The 14526-nt window shown below is 66.8% G+C and carries 9 protein-coding genes and 1 pseudogene; 8 read left to right on the plus strand and 2 right to left on the minus strand.

Annotated features, from left to right (window positions below; genetic code table 11):
- Position 1: 1 nt before the first annotated feature.
- From AC3CH1_RS02235 to AC3CH1_RS02265, 7 genes are all read left to right on the plus strand, one after another.
- Complete coding sequence (locus AC3CH1_RS02235; protein ID WP_488461281.1) at positions 2 to 1042, plus strand: FecCD family ABC transporter permease; 1041 nt, start codon at positions 2 to 4, stop codon at positions 1040 to 1042.
- Positions 1039 to 1866, plus strand: coding sequence for an ABC transporter ATP-binding protein (locus AC3CH1_RS02240; RefSeq protein WP_265603036.1), 828 nt, complete (start codon positions 1039 to 1041; stop codon positions 1864 to 1866). The genes AC3CH1_RS02235 and AC3CH1_RS02240 overlap by 4 nt, the downstream gene beginning before the upstream one ends.
- Before the next feature lie 659 nt (positions 1867 to 2525).
- Entirely contained in the window at positions 2526 to 3248 is a 723-nt protein-coding gene (locus AC3CH1_RS02245) for a hypothetical protein (protein WP_488461282.1), read from the plus strand.
- Positions 3249 to 3678: 430 nt separating this feature from the next.
- The gene (locus AC3CH1_RS02250; protein ID WP_488461283.1) at positions 3679 to 4884 is read left to right on the plus strand and encodes a S1 family peptidase; all 1206 of its coding nucleotides are present in this window, start codon (positions 3679 to 3681) and stop codon (positions 4882 to 4884) included.
- Between the two features lie 387 nt (positions 4885 to 5271).
- Positions 5272 to 6606 (plus strand): M14 family metallopeptidase, encoded by a 1335-nt coding sequence (locus AC3CH1_RS02255; RefSeq protein ID WP_488461284.1) that lies wholly within the window; start codon positions 5272 to 5274, stop codon positions 6604 to 6606.
- 239 nt (positions 6607 to 6845) lie between these two features.
- Complete coding sequence (locus AC3CH1_RS02260) at positions 6846 to 7025, plus strand: hypothetical protein (RefSeq protein ID WP_488461285.1); 180 nt, start codon at positions 6846 to 6848, stop codon at positions 7023 to 7025.
- Between the two features lie 283 nt (positions 7026 to 7308).
- Positions 7309 to 9309 (plus strand): outer membrane protein assembly factor BamB family protein, encoded by a 2001-nt coding sequence (locus tag AC3CH1_RS02265; RefSeq protein ID WP_488461286.1) that lies wholly within the window; start codon positions 7309 to 7311, stop codon positions 9307 to 9309.
- A gap of 122 nt (positions 9310 to 9431) precedes the next feature.
- Here the strand turns inward: AC3CH1_RS02265 and AC3CH1_RS02270 are convergent, their stop codons facing one another.
- Together AC3CH1_RS02270 and AC3CH1_RS02275 are read right to left on the minus strand one after the other, a co-directional pair.
- On the minus strand, positions 9432 to 9953 hold the full coding sequence (locus AC3CH1_RS02270; protein ID WP_488461287.1) for a hypothetical protein: 522 nt from the start codon (positions 9951 to 9953) through the stop codon (positions 9432 to 9434).
- A gap of 723 nt (positions 9954 to 10676) precedes the next feature.
- Positions 10677 to 12449, minus strand: a complete 1773-nt coding sequence (locus AC3CH1_RS02275) for a S8 family serine peptidase (RefSeq protein WP_488462125.1) — start codon at positions 12447 to 12449, stop codon at positions 10677 to 10679.
- 590 nt (positions 12450 to 13039) lie between these two features.
- Between AC3CH1_RS02275 and AC3CH1_RS02280 the strand changes: the two are divergent.
- Positions 13040 to 14452 (plus strand): annotated as a pseudogene (locus tag AC3CH1_RS02280) (S8 family peptidase); the annotation flags it as partial.
- Positions 14453 to 14526 lie beyond the last annotated feature (74 nt).

Below are 14526 nucleotides of genomic sequence, written 5' to 3' on the forward strand. Positions count from 1 at the left end.
CATGAAGAACGTGACCACGAGCGGGCTCCGGAGTTCTCGCCTGCGGGGCGCGCTCGTCCTCGCCTGTTGCGGCGTCCTCCTGCCGTTGTCCGTGCTCATCGCGGTCGGCACAGGCAGTGCTGACATACCGCCGGCGGACGTGGCCCGCACCATAGGAGTCCATCTCGGGGCACCGTGGCAAGCCTTGCCCCCGCTGCGCGACAGCATCGTGTGGGACCTGAGACTCCCGCGCGTCCTGCTGGCCGCACTGGTGGGGGCAGGCCTCGCCCTGTGCGGAGCGGTCCTCCAGGCCATCACGCGCAATCCGCTGGCGGATCCCTACCTGCTGGGCGTATCGGCCGGAGCGTCCACCGGAGCGGTACTGGTCCTGGTGCTCGGCGTCGGCGCCCTCGGTCTCCCCGTCGGTGCCTTCGCCGGGGCTGTCGCGGCCTTCAGCTGTGTCCTGCTCCTGCTCGGGCGTTCCTTCGGCTCCACGACGAAGGTGGTGCTCTGCGGTGTCGTGGTGTCCCAGTTGTTCAGTGCGCTCACCAGCCTGGTCATCGTGCGGTCCGGCGATGCCGAACGCACCAGGGCAGTGACCTTCTGGCTGCTCGGCTCGCTCGCCTCGGCGAACTGGGTCTCCGTTGGCATATGTTCGCTTGCCACCATGGCCGGCCTGTTGGTCTTCCTGCTGTACGCAGGCCCACTCGACGCCCTCGCCTTCGGCCGTGAGACCGCCGCCAGTCTCGGCTTTTCCCCACGCCGTACGGAGGGACTGCTCTACGCGACGACCGCTGTGGTGACGGGGGCGCTCGTAGCTGCCAGTGGCGCGATCGGTTTCGTAGGCATCCTGATCCCGCACGCGGTACGGATGCTCACTCAGGCTCCCCACCGATTGCTTCTGCCTTCCTCCGCCCTGCTCGGCGCGGTCTTTCTGGTCTGGGCGGACACCGCCGCCCGGACCGCCTTCGGCACGCAGGAGATGCCGGTCGGCGTACTGACCGCGCTCATCGGCGTACCCGCCTTCGCAGCGCTGCTGCGCCGACGTGCGAAGACGACGTGAAGGGCGCCGCCGCCGGCATCGAGTGCCGCGCCCACCACCTGGAGTGGACGGTGAGCGGCAGCGCGATTGTGGACGGCGTCACCTTCACGGTGCCGCCGGGGTCCTTCACCGGTCTGATCGGTCCCAACGGGTCGGGCAAGTCGACGGTGCTGCGCCTCCTCGCAGGCGTCCGCCGGCCCTCGACCGGCCATGCGTCGTTGGGCGGGGCCGACGTGGCAACGCTGAAAAGACGCTGTGTCGCCCGGCGCCTCGCCCTCGTCTCCCAGGAGACCGCCTCCGAGGTGGAGATGACGGTCGCGCAGGTCGTCATGCTCGGCCGGGCCCCGCACCATGGGCGAGGGGCCGCCACGGCCTCCGACGTCCGCGCGGTCGATCAGGCCATGGCGACCATGGGAGTGGCTGCCCTCGCGGAACGCGCCTGGACCACACTTTCCGGAGGGGAACGACAACGGGCCAACATCGCTCGGGCGCTTGCCCAGGAGACCCCGGCCATCCTCCTGGACGAACCCACCAACCACTTGGACATCAGCCACCGGCTCGACCTCCTGGAAGTGCTCTCGAACATCGACACCACGGTGGTCGCGGCTCTGCACGAACTCGATCTGGCTGCCCGCTACTGCGACCATCTGGTTCTTCTCGACGCCGGCCGGGTCGTCGCCTCGGGTCCTCCGGAATCGGTGCTCACAACGGCCCTCCTGGAGCGGGTCTACCGGGTGCGGGCCACTGTCGGCGTGGGGCCGGACGGGCGGATGGACGTACACATGGCTCCGCTGTCCCCGACACGGATAGCGGCCTCCGCGGATCCGCCGATCAAGGCTTCCTAACAGCGTGCACACAGGTTGGACGCCCTCACGGGCTCTCTACGGACCCACGCTGCCGCGGCGGGTGCACCATCCTGCTGCTCAGACTTGGCCGACGCACTACGAAGGCCCGGTGAACGGTGTCCGCAGGATGGAGGCGCGACGGTCCGAGTCCGGTAGGGCGCACGCCGCCAGCCGCTGGATGTTTCACAGTTTTCGGACAAGTCTGTGGATGGCAACGCCGTGCAGAGAGCTTGTGAGGCGCCCCGCCAGGATGGAGAGTCGGGGAACCAGCGGCCTCACCCGGCAGCTGGGGTCGCGCCGGCGCAAGGCGCACTCCGAGTCCCGTAGGCCGCCCCGTGTTCACGTCCAACCTTGGAGACGTCATGCCCCCGACGCCACTCCTCAGTGCAGGTTCTGCCACGCGATCGACGGCGAGCTCACCGTCGTCTTTCCTCTCCCCACGGACGGCACCCAACGAGATCAGGGAGGCTCACTTCACTCGCAGAAGCACGACCTCTGCCTTCTCCACAGAGCTGAGGAACGCCGTACTTCGGCGTGGCCTTACGCTGGATCGGCTCCGTCAGCGTTTGCTGTGCCAAGGGATCAGCATCAGCCTGAGCACGCTCAGCTACTGGCAGAACGGCCGGAGCCAACCGGAGCGGCCGGACTCCCTGCGGGCCGTGGAAGCCCTGGAGAACATTCTGGAACTGCCCCGAGGAAGCCTGCGGTCCCAGTTGGGCCCACACCGGCCTCGCGGGCGCGCGCTCCGGCATGACAGAGATGCCGCGTCGCTCCTGCTCACCACTGGCGAATCTTCACCCATCGCGCGGGCGCTTGGTGCTGAACTCGCCGAAGTGAACAGCGGAATTCACCAGATGATCAATGACACCACGCTGCGTCTGAATGCGAAGCGCGGCTTGGCTGTCATGTCCCAGCGCCACGTCGTACGTGCGTCGCGGGAAGGGGTCAGCGCGATGACCGTGGTCCAGGTGGAAGAGGAATCGGCGGCAGCCCCTCCTGACATCGTCGTCACCAGCGGTCGGCTAGGTCGCATCCGCTACCTTCCGGAATTGCGGACCACTGTCTTCGATGTCCTGTTCGGGCATCCACTGACGCGCAACGAGACAGCGGTGGTGGCTTACGACTACCGCGCTGCCGACGCGTGCGCCCCTTGCTCGTTTTTTCAGCAGAACATCAGAAAGGGGCTGCGTGAATCACTTCTGCATGTCGTCTTCCATCCCGACGCTCTCCCCCTGGCAGCGGAAAGCTACCGTCGATCCTCGTACGAAGGAGAGCGGACGCACGTGCGGTCCGTCCCTCTTGATGCCTCATACTCCGTCCACGTCCTGAACACTCGATCGCCCTCGGGCTACCAGGGAATCAGCTGGGAGTGGCCCTACTGAATGACGAAGCCGAGCAGATGGACAGCCCGTACCGAGGCGTCCGATTCAAGCAGAACGAGTCGCTCGCAGTTCCTGCAAACCCTTCGCCATCCGGCGCAGGAGGGTCCTCAACTCCGGTGAACTGACCCGGAGCATGGTGCCACACGCTTGGCGCCCGGGGTGCACGCACATCTCTGATCGTCTCGGGCCTCCTATCGGCCATATCGAGGTCATCCACGAACCACCCACAGTTTTGGCGGAGTTCTGTAGAGAAGACCCTGTCCGTCGAGCTTGTTCCCGAGGTTCCACGTACGGCAGAGTGCGTGATGCGGCGAGACCATAACAGCCGCCAGGCAGGCATCCTCCGGCATCGTCGACAATTGCGCCGCGTTCCACGATGCCACCAATTCTCGGATGCACTGCCACCGTATGAAAGGAAGAAAGCAACCACGTGAAGCATTCTCGTAAGAAGACGCGGAAGTACCTGCTTGCCACGGCGATCGGTGTCGTGGTGACCGGCATCGCCACTGGTGCGTACGCCGTCTCCGTCGAGCAGCCCGAGCCCCCTCGCTACGAGGCGGACATGGTGCAGGCTTTCGCAGCGTCGATGGGCGTGAGCGAAGAGGCAGCTGTCGACCGTCTCGACAAGGAGAGTGAGCAGCAGGAACAGCTCACCGATCTCCGCAAGGAAGGGGTAGAGACTCTCGGCGCTTTCGTTGACGCCGATGGCAACATGATCGTCAATGCTGTCGACGACGAAGCCGTCAAGGAGATCCGGGACGCCGGACTTGAGGCCCGGATCGCCGAGAACGGTGAGAAGGAGCTCAACAGCATCAAGGCGAAGCTCGACGCGAAGGCCAAGACGCAGGTGCCCGAGGGGGTTTCCTCGTGGTCGGTCGACGTCGCCTCCGACACCGTGACCGTCGAAGTGAACGACCCCTCGGATCCCGGCGCCAAGTCCTTCCTGGCCGCCGCCAGGAAGAACGGCGACGCGGTGCGGGTCGTCACCGGCGCGGAGCGGCTGGAGACCCAGGCAGTCGTGCCTCCCGGCCGGGAGATGGGCATGGGCCGGACTGTCTGCTCGGTCGGCTTCGGTGCCGAGGACAGGGCCGGCAACGACCTGCTCGTCACCGCTGGTCACTGCATCGACCAGCTTCCCACTCTGACCTACAAGGGGAAGGCCTTCGCCAAGTCGGTGAACAGCCGTTTCGCCGTCGGCAAGCGGAGCATGGACATGGGCATAGCCAAGGTCCTGCGCGGCAATTCGATCGGAACGCAGGTGTACACCCACGGAAAGGCCAACTCGATCGCCGTGAAGGGCAGTGAACGTGCCGCCCCGGGCTCCGTGGTGTGCAAGTCCGGTCGCACGACCGGGTGGACCTGCGGCACAGTCACCTCGTACAACGTCACGGTCACCTACGGCGACGGCAGGCTCGAGCCCCAGACCGTGGTGAGCGGCCTGGCCAAGTCCACCGTCTGCACGGAGCAGGGGGACAGCGGCGGCGCCTACATCTCCGGCAACCAGGCCCAGGGCATGACCTCGGGCGGGCCGACGGGGCAGCGCTGCACCGGCGAGGTCAACTCCCGCGGAGTCTCCTACTTCCAGCCTCTCGATGACGCGCTCAAGCACTACCGCTTGAAGCTCATCACGAAGTAGACCCACGGTTCCGTCATGATCCGGGCCCCAGCTCCCCTCGCAACCGGCTGGGGTCCACCCTCGACCTCACCCCGAGCCCCCAGCTCGGGGTGAGGTCGAGTGCCGTGTCACCGGCCCTCAGTCGGCAAAGCCCCACCAAGCACGCGCTTCCGGCGACGACACTACGCGGCAATCCATAGGCGGAACCCACGGTTCGTTCTGGCCCACTGCACAATCATTGCATGTCTCATCTTGAGCGCCGGGAAAAGTCAAAACCGAAAAACCCGTCAGCACAGTTGTGTCCACAGCCTGTTGTCGAATTGCGCAAGGTTTTAGCCTTCACGACGTATCCGGGAGGTCAGCAGTCATTCCGCTCCGCTTCCCCCCGGCCCCTCTCGTGGAGGAAGTATGCGTCTCAGGAATCGTCGAGATCGACGGGTTGCCGCCGCCCTCGCCCTAGGCATCGCTCTTGCCGTCGCGGCCCCTCTGACCGCCGGCGCCAGCCAACCGGGGCGGAGTCCCGCAGCAGCGGACCCCGAGGCCGTCGGACAGTATGAAATCCGAAGTAAGAGCGCTCCGTCGGAACGGTCGGCCATCGCCGCCACCGGGGTCTCGATCGACGAGGTGAAGCCGGACAAGCTCGTCGTCAGCGCCGACAGGTCGCAGGCGCGAGAACTCCGCACCCTCGGGCACGAACTCAAGCCTCTGCCCGCTCCGTCCCGCGAGCCGTCTGCGTCCGCCGCGAAGGCGTTCGACTTCCCGTCGGCCGACGCCGGGTACCACAACTACGCCGAGGCCACTGCGGAGATTGACCGGCTGGTCGCCGCTCACTCTGAGATCATGCACAAACAGGTGATCGGCAAGAGCTACGAAGGACGGGACATCGTCGCTGTGAAGGTCAGCGACAACCCGGCGTCGGATGAGGACGAACCCGAAGTGCTGCTCACGCACCACCAGCACGCCAGAGAGCACCTCACGGTGGAAATGGCGCTCTACCTGCTTCGGGAGTTCGGCGACGATTACGGCAAGGACAGCCGGATCACCCAAGCGGTAGCAGGCCGCGAGATATGGATACTGCCCGACCTCAACCCGGACGGCGGTGAGTACGACATCGCCACGGGGTCGTACCGTATGTGGCGCAAGAACACGCAGCCCAACCGCGGATCTTCCCACCGGGGCACCGACATGAATCGCAACTGGGATTATCGCTGGGGTTGCTGCAACGGCTCGTCCACATCCCCCCGCGACGACACCTACCGTGGTGCGGCCCCGGAATCGGCCCCCGAGGTCAAGGTGGTCGCCGACTTCGTCCGCGGTCGAGTCGTCGACGGCAAACAGCAAATCACGGCAGGAATCGACTTCCACACCTACAGCGAACTGGTGCTCTGGTCCTACGGCTTCACAACCGGCGACACGGCTCCTGGCATGACACGGGACGACCGGGACGCCTTCGCCGCCGTCGGCCGGAAGATGGCGGCAAGCAACGGTTACAAGCCTATGCAGTCCAGTGACCTCTATGTCACGGACGGATCGATCGACGACTGGCTGTGGGGCGACCAGAAGGTCTTCGGCTACACCTTCGAGATGTACCCGTCCAGCAACCGCGACGGCGGCTTCTACCCGCCCGACGAGGTCATCGAGCGCGAGACCAGTCGCAACCGCGACGCAGTGCTGCAACTCATCGAGAGCGCCGACTGCATGTACCGGTCGATCGGCAAGGAACAACAGTACTGTGCCGACTGAGGCCCCGTGCCGCCCCGTTCCACACCATGTCGGCCCTCCTTGCCACCGCCGAGGTCCACGACCGGGCTGCCGGCCCCCAGTGCGGCTACGGCGTCGCGGCCCTTCCCCGGAGGGGGCGAGCACATCGACCGTCCTCCGGTACCGCGGGCGCTTCGCCCCTGCGATCAGCTGAGGGTCCACTGCCGTCGGCCCATAGCCACAGCCACCTGATGCGCTAACCCGGGGATGGAGTCCAGCCCGTGAACGCTGCCGAAGAAGGTAACTCTCCGATCTACGACCGTCTCATCGCCGAACGCGGTGACGTGGTCGCCGATGTCGCTCGAAGTGCCGAGCGGCTCTGCCGCGAGACTGCCGAAGCCGTGGACTTCGGCGCCGTCACCGGCGGCTGGGGACGCGGCATCACGCGGTATCTCGCCTGACCCCGGTATACCGCCACCCGCGGCAAGGGCGTTCGGCTGGGAAACCCAGCCGAACGTCCGACCGACTCATGCGCGGTCTGGTCGACTGCCCACGATCCGTGCGACTGCCGCAGATCCTCGCACCGCAGGTTGCGGAGCAGCACCTCCCCCGGCCGCTCGTCGCCTCCCACCGAGTCCGCCGCGCGCAGTCGCGAAGATCGCCCTGGACCAACGTTCATCCCCTTGACGCCGAGGCTTCGGGCGGGGACATTACTTTCGTCACTGACGAAAGTAGGAGTTGGCTATGTCGAACACCCCGCACCTGTCCAGGCGACACATACTGCAGTTGGGGACGACCGGCGTCCTTGCCGCAGCGGCGGCCGGCCTGTCGAGCGCAACAGCGCAGGGGACGCCCCGCCCTCGCGTCAGGGAGACCGACCTGGGCCCGGGAGTGGTGCAGTTCGGCTCCAAGAGCGCCTACCAGTTCGAGGACACGATCTACATCGGGTCGCGCAACCTGGAGCCGATGTACATCCTCGCCTACCACATTCCCTCGGCCACCGTGACCGGCCGGACCTCCGTGGCCGACGGCCGCTCGACGCAGGCCATGGCGGCAGACCCCACCGGCCGCTATCTGTACTTCGGAACGGAGAATGCCGCCGGAGGCGTCCCGACGCTGTACCGATGGGACCTCAAGAACCCCGCCGCCCCGGCCGAGGCGCTCGGCAGGGCCGGCGACGTACGTATCTGGGCGCTCGACGTGGCCCCGGACGGGGTGGTCTATTTCGGCGGCCGGGAACCCGGCGGAAATCTGTGGCAGTTCGACCCGTCCACACGTGAGGTGACCGCCCTCGGTATCGCCGAACCAACAGCAACCGGTGCCAGGGCGATCGTCGCCACGGCTACGACCGTCTACTTCGGAGCCGGGAACACGCTGGGTGGCGGCCAGGCCAGCAAAGCCGTCCTGTCGGCCTACGACCGGTCCACCGGCCGGTTCACCTCGATCCTTCCTGCCGAGCTGGCCGAGGACGACACCGTCCGGGAGCTCCGGATCCACGGCGACCGGCTGATAGTCGGCACAGCGAACGCCACCGGCTCACACATCGCGGTCATCGACACCACCGCCCCCACGTCGTACCGAGTGGTCCGGCACGAGGGGATCACCTCCAAGGCGATGCTCGCCCACGACGACGACCTCTACTTCCTCGCCGGCGCGGGACAGGTCCGGGTCTGCTCGCTGACTACCATGGCCGTCGACCCGGTCGTGATCGATGACCTCGACGTCGGAGAAGTGTGGGGTATGGCCTACGCCGAGGAACGGTTGCATGCCGTCTCCGCCTACGGCTTCGTCGCCCACATCGACCTCCCCGGCCGCACCGCCACTCGGACCGACCTGATCGCAGCAGGCGCCCCCAGCGAGCCGCAGCTCGCCATGAATGTCACCGCCGGCGGGGGCTACGCCTTCGTGAGCGGCAACGGGGCCGTCGCCCGGCACTCTCTCCGAACCGGCGAGGTGGTCAACCTGGTGGCGCCTGGCGAGACCAAAGACGCCGCATGGGCGGACCGGCGACTGTGGATGGGGCAGTACAGCGGCCTGGGACTGTGGTCCTACGACCCGGCCCGTCAAGCGGATCCGGCGCAGGCAGCACCACTGCCGTCGAAGTTCAACCGGCCCGAATGCGTAACCTGGGACGACGACAACAAGCGTGTCCTGGTGGTCGCACTCGCCGATGCCTCCGGAGGCAGCTGCCTGGGTGTCTATGATCCCGCCCGTGACGGGATGACCGTCTACGAACACCCTCTCGGGCCCGGCCAGTCGATCCCGGCGATCGTGGCCCACCGCGGCCTGGCCTACCTTGGCGGTGGCGACGGTGGAAGCGGCCCCGTCGGCGAGATCGCTGCTCTCGACCCCATGACCGGTCGTGTTCTGTGGCGCGTCGACCCCGAGCACAACGCCCCTGTCACAGGCATGGCCGTGCGCGGTCGTCACCTGTACGTGGTGCTCAACAACGGTGGTTTCCGCGTCGTGGACCTGGCCCGTCGGACCATCGTCCACCGAGCCGACATCACGGCGCAGGCCGCGAAGCGGTCGAACCTGGTCGTCGCCCGCGACCGGGTCTACGGTGTGTCGGCCAAGGCTCTCTACCGCTTCGACCCTCGCACCTTCGAAGTCTTCGTATTGGCCGACGGCCTCGACGGAGCCTGGTACGGCGGTCAGCCCCACGTTTCCGCCGACGAACGCGGAATGCTCTACACCCTGCGAGGCCGCAACCTCATTCGCGTCGAAGACTCACGCTGCGGCTGAGGCCTTCTCCTCGTCCCCGCACGGGGACGACAACGCCTGACGGCCGGCGCCCCTTCTGGCGCGTATCGTCGGTCATTCTGGGGCGCGAGTGTCCGGCGCTTCTCGCCTGGGCGGTGAGACGGTCAGACTGGCCAGTCCCAGGCGATTCCGTGCAAACCAGTGGGTGACCCTGTGGTCAACGTGTGCACAGAGTGAGACGTGTCGAGGGTGATTCGCGCGGCACGAGTCTCCTCGGCCCCGTATGCCGATCGATAGTAGCGGCGGCAGTAGGCCGGAAGAGCCTGAGGGTCGAACACGATGTGGACAAGGGATTCACGGCGCCCTGGCGGGAAGTTGTGCTCGTACGAAGCAGTGAGCTCCTCGCCGGGGCCGAACACGAGGTCGTAGTCGAGGATCGCTGTCTCGTTGCGTTCCAGTGGTCTGCCGAACAGAATCTGCACAACGGTCGTGCGGAGGTGCGGAATGTAGCGGACGCTGTCCAGAGTTCCGAAGCGCACAACTACGTCCGGTGGCCGGGTCGTAGATTCCCGTTGCGTGCAGACGTCGATGAAACCCTCTACTCCCGACCGCAGTGCCCGGACGACGATTCGCGCTGAGATGACGCGCTGACATCGGCTGGCGTCCAGGCGCACGGTCGTGTCCATCACCAGTTGACGGACGTCGGCGTTCAGCGAAACGAAGTCTTCTCCCAGAGCCAGCCGAGGCTGCGCCTCCTCTCCGTAAGTGTGCTGCAGGGCAGCCGAGACTTGTGGCGCAGTTGCCAGGCCGCCGCGGGGCCTGTGCGGTCCGAGTTGCGAACGAAGGGCACCAGGAGGCAACTGCAGGATGGTCTCCAGCGCAGTGACCGCGGCGAGTGAGGAGGTTCGCTCCGGCTGGCTGCGGCCACTCTGCCAGTAGCTGAGAGTACTGAGGCTGACTCTAAGGCCCCGGTCAAGCAGCCGTTGACGCACTCGATCCAACGTGAGACCACGCTGACGTAGGGACTGACGTAGTAGCGCTGCGAACGGGGAATTGGCCCCAGTCAGGCGTTCGTCGGCCGTGTCTGCGTGGCCCACATTTTCTCGTGAGGCGCGAGCGTCGCTGGAGTGGTGCCGTCCGCTGCTTTGGCCAGCCTCGCGGGAAAAGTCATGATAAGAGCAAATCCATGTAGTTCGTCGGAGCACCCTTGAAGCCGATTCCTCCTGGTGAGGGCCGACCCGCGCGGAATCGCTCCAAGCTGGACGCAGGTTCTACGGAGAACAAGACCTCGGCTCCCGGCACGCCGCCGTCCTGTTCCGTCATCGTCGGTCTCGCCCCGGGCACGCGACAGGACGCGCGGGAGCCGGGCCCGGCAGGGGCCCGGCTCCGATGGGCTATGTGCTGGTGGATCAGAGGGTCAGGTTCCAGGAGTTGATGTGTCCGTCGAGGAGGTCGGACTTGTCCTGCACCCGAAGCTTCCAGGTGCCGGCGGCCTTCTCGTCGGCGGCGTTCACGGTGTAGGTGGTCTTGACGTTGTCGGCGTCGTCGCGGCTGGAGAACGGCTTCAGGTTGTAGAACTTGCCGACGGGTGAGACGAGGTCGATGACCAAGTCACCACGCCACTTGTGCTCGATGTCGACGGCGACCTTCAGGTCGGCGGGGGCGTTGCCGGTCCGGCCGGTGACGGTGATGGCGGAGGTCACCGCGGCGCCGTTGTCGGGGATGGCGACGCGGGTGTTGTTGGTGTGGGTGGCGGGGGTGGTCGGGGTGGTGCCGGTGCCGGTGACGGCCGCGAGGGTCTTGGTGGCGTCGGCGATGCCGGTGCCGCATCCGCCGGTGCAGGTGCCGGGCAGGGGACGGGCGTTGTCCTTGATGAGCTGCTCGATCTGGGCAGGGGTGAGGCTGGGCTTGGCAGCCTTCATCTGGGCGGCGAGGCCGGCGACGTGCGGGGCGGCCATGCTGGTGCCCATCATCGGCTTGTACGCCTCGGTGGTGGCGGTGGTCTGGCCGGCGTTGACTGTGGACCAGATGCCGTTCGCCGGAGTGGTCACCGTCCCGGGGGTGTCGCTCTCCCGGCGGGTCTCACCGCCGGGGGCGGAGACGTCGACGGTGTTGCCGAAGTTGGAGTAGAACGCGCGGTCGCCCCCGCGGTCGGTCGCGGCGACGGTGATGACGTTGTCGCAGTTGGCCGGGGAGTGCTTGGCGGCGTCCTCCTTGCTGTTGCCCGCGGCGACGACCACGGTCGCTCCGCGGGCGACGGCACGGTCGATCGTCCGCTGCCAGTACGCGGGGCATGCCGACTTGCTCCCCAGGCTCAGGTTGATGACCTCGGCGGGATCGGGGTTGGCAGGCCAGTTCTCCAGCGGCACACCCGCTGCCCACAGCACGCCGATGGCGATGTCGAGGCTGGATCCGATTCCGCATTTGCCGAGCGCGCGGACGGGCGTGACCTTCGCGTCGGGTGCGACGCTGGCGAGGCCCTTGTCGTTGTTCGTAACGGCGGCGATCGTGCCGGCCACGTGTGTGCCGTGCCAGGAGGATGTCTCGTCGTTCTCCGACTCGCACTCTTCCTTGGAGCCGTAGTCCCCCTCATCGGTCGGGTCAGGGTCGCTGCCGTCGCCGTCGCGCGAGGTGTCCGGGGTGACGATGAAGTCGTAGCCGCCGGTGACGTTGGCGTGGAGGTCGCTGTGCTGGACATAGCCAGTGTCGACCACCGCGACGTTGACGCCCTTGCCAGTGCTCTTCGGCCAGGAGTCGGGAACGTTCATTCCGCCGGTCGACTCGAAGAGGTCCCACTGCTTGGCGTAGTCGGTGTCGTTCGGCGCCGATGCGCCCTCGGCCATCGACCGCATGACGATGTCGGGGTCCACGGCGAGGACGTTCGGGTCGGCGCGGAACTCCGCCATCACCTCGGCCACCTCGGCCTTGGACTGCATACCGTCGAGGTCGACGACGACTTCGCCCGTGGGCATGCGGCCGTCGAACCGCAGGGACTGGTCGACACCTTCGGCCTTGTCGGCGGCATCAGCGGCTGCGGCCTTGTCCGACCGTGCCTCAGCGGCAGCGGCCTTGTAGGTCACCACGAGACGCTCGGCGGCGACCGCCGAGGGCGCCTGCGCCGTAGCGGCAGGGGCCGTCGGCGCAGCGTTCGCCGTAGCCGCGGGAACCACGGCCGCCGCCATGATCAGCGTCGTGCTGGCAGCGGCCACGGTTATGGCCCTGCGAGTAATACCTCTCACGGGAAAGCCTCCAGGATGCAGCGGCCGCGCAACACAGTGCGAAGCCGCCGAGAATGGGGGGCAGGCCAACATGTACGTGACATGTCATGCGAGAGGTTATGCAGACCTTCATGCTGCGGCAACGAATTGAACGCCCAGCCGTAAGACACAAATTTCGACGTTCACAGTTGTGGCAAGGTACTGCGCCCCGCGCCAGTGGTTGCCCGCGACGCCTAGTGACGGACGGCCCTGCCCCTATAAGGACCAGTGGCTCCACCTGTTGTCCGGAGTACCGAGCCCGGCTGCCGCCCCCCGGGGGCCGCCCGCACCGGTGGGCAGAGGTACAGAACGAGCAGAGGCCCGCGGCTGAGACGGCGGTCTCGAAACTTTTCACAGATTTGCCCAGTACGTCGAAAAGCACCGGCCGTTGGGGCTATTGCTCTTCGCTCGCGCGGCGCGGGATGGTCGGCAACGGTTCGCGTCATCGCAACCGCCCCCTCGTTATCCCGCAGGAGGAATTGCCCGTGCCTTTCATATCCCGGCGTAACACCCTGATCGCCGCCGCCGTATTGAGTTCGTTCGCTGTCGCCATGGCGCCGGGTGGCGCTGCCGTCGCCGAGCCGGCCTCTGGCCGTGCTGTGGTCTCCGCGCCCGCTTCCGCGTCCTCCCAGAGCTCCTCGCCTTCCTGGACAGCTGGTACCCGTGCCTACTTCGTGATCACGTCGCCGAATGACGTGGCGAGAGGGCGTTCGGCGGTGGAGGCGCACGGCGGCACCGTGTTCGCGGCGTACGACGCGATCGGCGTGCTCGTGGCGCACTCGACCTCCGCGGGCTTCGCCGGAAAGGTGCGAGCCGCCACGGGGGTCCAGCAGGTCGGGGCGACCCGCACCTCGGACGTGCCCGCCGACGCGTACAACCCCGCGATCCCCGCGGCAGCACCACAGAGACCTGTCACGGAGCGGGAGATTCCTCGCTGGGACATGACTCAGATCAAGGCCGACCAGGCGTGGAGGGTCACTTCCGGCTCGGCGTCCGTGAAGGTGGGTGTCCTCGATACGGGTGTGGACGACCGCCACCAGGATCTCGCGCCGAACTTCAACGCAGCCGACTCGGTCTCCTGCGCCTACGGCAAGGCCGACACACGCCGCGGCGCCTGGCGCGACATCGATACCCATGGAACGCATGTGGCGGGTACCATCGCAGCCGCGAAGAACGGCAGAGGCATTGTCGGAGTCGCTCCCGGAGTGAGGATCTCCTCCGTGCGTATCGCCGAACAGCCCAGCGGACTGTTCTTCCCCGAGAACACCCTCTGCGGGTTCATGTGGGCAGGTGACCGTGGCTTCGATGTCACGAACAACAGCTACTACACGGACCCGTGGGAGTTCAACTGCCCGGACGACAAGGACCAGGCAGCCATCATCGAAGGCGTGCGGCGCGCTCAGGAGTACGCCGAACGCAAGGGGTCCCTCCAAGTGGCCGCCGCGGGCAACTCCTCGGTCGACCTGGCCAACAAGAGTGTGGACGAGGCAAGCCCCAACGACTCCACGCCCGTCCACCGTCGCATCACCAACGCTTGCATCGACATACCCACGGAGCTGCCCGGTGTGGTCACCGTCTCCGCTACCGGCACGGACACCGGCCTTGCCTCCTACTCCAACTACGGTGACGGCATCATCGATGTCGCCGCGCCCGGTGGAACCTCTGCGGGAGGCGTCTACTCAACGTTCCCCGGTGGTAGGTACGAGGCCATTAGCGGCACCTCCATGGCGGCCCCCCATGTAGCGGGGGTGGCGGCCCTTCTGGCCAGTGCCAACCCCCATCTCACACCCGCCCAGATCCGTGACCGTCTGGACACCGACGCCACCGATCGCGGCTGCACAGGCGACAACCGATGCACCGGAACCGACGGTCACAACAATCTCTACGGCGAGGGCATCATCGATGCCCTCAAGGCCGTCAGCACCACGCGCCGGTAGGACAACCTCAGCCGATGAGCGCCCGTGGAGGCGCTCATCGGCGAACGACGAGCGGGGCGCCGCAC

Source organism: Streptomyces sp. MGP-P1, assembly GCF_057766565.1.

Excerpts from the sequence above, each read along its gene's own strand:
- AC3CH1_RS02265 (WP_488461286.1), top strand. The coding sequence starts at position 7,309 with ATGTCGAACACCCCGCACCTGTCCAGGCGACACATACTGCAGTTGGGG.
- AC3CH1_RS02270 (WP_488461287.1), bottom strand. The coding sequence starts at position 9,953 with ATGGACACGACCGTGCGCCTGGACGCCAGCCGATGTCAGCGCGTCATC.
- AC3CH1_RS02275 (WP_488462125.1), bottom strand. The coding sequence starts at position 12,449 with ATGGCGGCGGCCGTGGTTCCCGCGGCTACGGCGAACGCTGCGCCGACG.
- AC3CH1_RS02235 (WP_488461281.1), top strand. The coding sequence starts at position 2 with ATGAAGAACGTGACCACGAGCGGGCTCCGGAGTTCTCGCCTGCGGGGC.
- AC3CH1_RS02255 (WP_488461284.1), top strand. The coding sequence starts at position 5,272 with ATGCGTCTCAGGAATCGTCGAGATCGACGGGTTGCCGCCGCCCTCGCC.